The following is a 2,418-nucleotide window of genomic DNA, read 5'->3' on the forward strand; positions in this document are numbered from 1 at the left end:
TCAGCATGGCAACTCCTTGGCACGGGATTGCCATGTTGCCAGAACTGCTTGCAGTACCTCTCGGCCATGCAGCAACGGACGCTTGTTTTTAAGCAGCCAATCGTCCGGGACCCGACAGTTATGCACGGGGTAAAACCTGCACAAGGCACGCATCTTTTTCCAATTTGCGCTGGGTGCTGGTATGGGGTATTTGGGCCGCCGTCATATCGGCCTGCCACAGCTGAACAATTTCTTTTTCATCCGCACGGATGTAGTCATCCATCAAAAAGTCAATCTGTGCGCCGGAAAAATGCTGTAACACCAAAGGGCCTGCGGGGTAGCGGGCATGCGGCCCGGTGGCGGCAGGTGGGCCATCCACAATGACCAGCACGCGCAATCCCGTAGGTGGGTATTGCTGCGCCAAGGCAGCTAAAGCCGCTTGGCAGGCGTAGTAAGGATAGGTGTTGCCGTTCTGCGCTTTCCAGTCCTGCAAAGGCGTGTGGTGCAGTTGCACCCTTTGTGCCAACTGCGCCTGTTGCAGCATGTCCAGCGTTTGCTGGTAGTACTGCGGCAAGTGGTCAAACGATGCAAAACCCACCGGTGGCTTGCCTGTTTGCTGCCTTGATGCCAGCTTGCTCAAAGCTTTGGCAATCACTACGGTAGAAATGCCTGAGCCAAATTCAATCACTACGTCGTAATTGTTTTGCTCCAGCAAACTGACCATATACAAAGAGAAGTCCGGGCTGACGGGCCAACTGTGACTTTCAGCATTGGCCGTGGGCAGTTCACCGGTGCGCCAGTAATTTTCCAACCCTGTAAACGCTTGGATTTGTCGGGTGGCATTGGTAATTTCATTTTTCAGGCTGGCATCCAAAGATTTGCGCACGCGGATCAATTCATCGGCTTGCGACTTGAACAACGCTTGCCAATCTGCCTTGTATGCAATCAGCGTTTGCAGCTGTTCTTGCACTTGGATGGCTCGTTCCAAATCAGCTTTTAGTGCTTGATGGGCTTGCGCTTGCTGCTCTCGTTTTTTGAGCAATTCAGCATTGTGCTGCGTGGCCTGCTGGAGCTGGGCTTGCAGCGTTTGCTGCGCCTGAATGGCCGCTTGCTTGGCTTGGCTTTCTGCCGCATGCGCCTGCGTGATTTTGGCCAAATCAGCCTCTAGTGCTTGATGGGCTTGCGCTTGCTGCTCTCGTTTTTTGAGCAATTCAGCATTTTGCTGCGTAGCCTGCTGGAGCTGGGCTTGCAGCGTTTGCTGCGCCTGAATGGCGGCTTGCTTGGCTTGGCTTTCGGCCGCATGCGCTTCCAAGGCTTGTATGGTAGCGCTGCGGTAGTCGCGCACCAACAAGGCATATGCAATAGCGGGGTGGCGAGTGGGCTGCAGTGCAAGCTGAACAAAATCCGGCAACAAGCCGGTCAACTCTGCCAGGCCTGTGCCGGGTATGGGGTGTGCGTGGTTTGCTGTAAGCAGCACACGCGCCACGACCACATCGACCTGCGCCAGTGCAAAAGCGGCATCTTTTACCAAGGTGGCAGCGGGCAAGCAGTCCAATATCAGCCATTGGTTGGGGCGTTGCGGCGGCAGTACCTCAGCCAGACTGGTAGCTTGGCGCTGGCTTGCCTGCACCTGGTGCACATTCGGCCAAAGTTGCTGCACTACTTCGGCGGGTACTAGCCCGCTTTCTGCAGCCAGGCTGCTGATGTAAAACGCCACCTCTCCATCTTCTGCCGCCACGACAGCATGCAACAAGCTGGCATTCGCGAAATTACCCGCGGCCTGCAGGCGCTGCAAGGCGGAAAATTGCTGAGGGTCGGCCTCTACTAGAGTAGCAGGCGTCGCATGGGCACCAAGCCATTGCGCCCACGCGCTTTTTCCATTGCCTGCGCCCACCAAAGTGATATGGCTGGGCGGCATGTAATCCCGCAAAAAATCCAGCATAGGCGGCAGTGTGCTGATGGTGCTGTTCATATGCAGGCAAGCGTGGGGTTCAAATTAGTTGTGGCCATGAATGGGCGGTTACCGGCGTGCTTTGCGGAACGCTTTGGCCTCACCCAATAATGCCCATGGCATGGCCACCCAACCACCTAGCGATTTAGAGTTGGCAATCATGCGCGCGCCCAGCCGGTACGACAGGTGCTGCTTCACGCGCTCAGCCTCATGGGCATCACGGTATTGCGCAATGGGCGGCAGCTTTTGATTGGCACGTGCGGCCTGGTCTTGCTTAAAACGTCTCAATTCTGCATTCAGCGCAAATGGCATGCGCAGCCAGCCACCCACAGACCGCGACTGGGCAATCATGGTGGCACCCAGGCGGTAAGTGTCGGGTCCCGGATGATTACGCACGTTCTTGACGAATAAATCAGGAGCTTTCATCTTCCATTTTTTGAGTGCTTGGACTGGGGCTTCATGCCCCAGTGCCTTTTGTGGCAAGTGGT

1 protein-coding gene and 1 pseudogene are annotated in these 2,418 nt (G+C 55.9%); both read right to left on the bottom strand.

Annotation, left to right across the window (positions count from 1 at the left end; translation table 11 throughout):
- Positions 1-118: 118 nt before the first annotated feature.
- Positions 119-1,951 (bottom strand): class I SAM-dependent methyltransferase, encoded by a 1,833-nt coding sequence (locus SJH88_RS18870; RefSeq protein ID WP_274755358.1) that lies wholly within the window; start codon positions 1,949-1,951, stop codon positions 119-121.
- Between the two features lie 351 nt (positions 1,952-2,302).
- Positions 2,303-2,418, bottom strand: a pseudogene (locus SJH88_RS18875) (IS481 family transposase); the annotation flags it as partial.

The sequence above is a fragment of the Comamonas sp. GCA5 genome, assembly GCF_036541385.1.
In the GTDB taxonomy this organism is placed as follows: Bacteria; Pseudomonadota; Gammaproteobacteria; order Burkholderiales; family Burkholderiaceae_C; genus Comamonas; species Comamonas aquatica.

Excerpts from the sequence above, each read along its gene's own strand:
- SJH88_RS18870 (WP_274755358.1), bottom strand. The coding sequence starts at position 1,951 with ATGAACAGCACCATCAGCACACTGCCGCCTATGCTGGATTTTTTGCGG.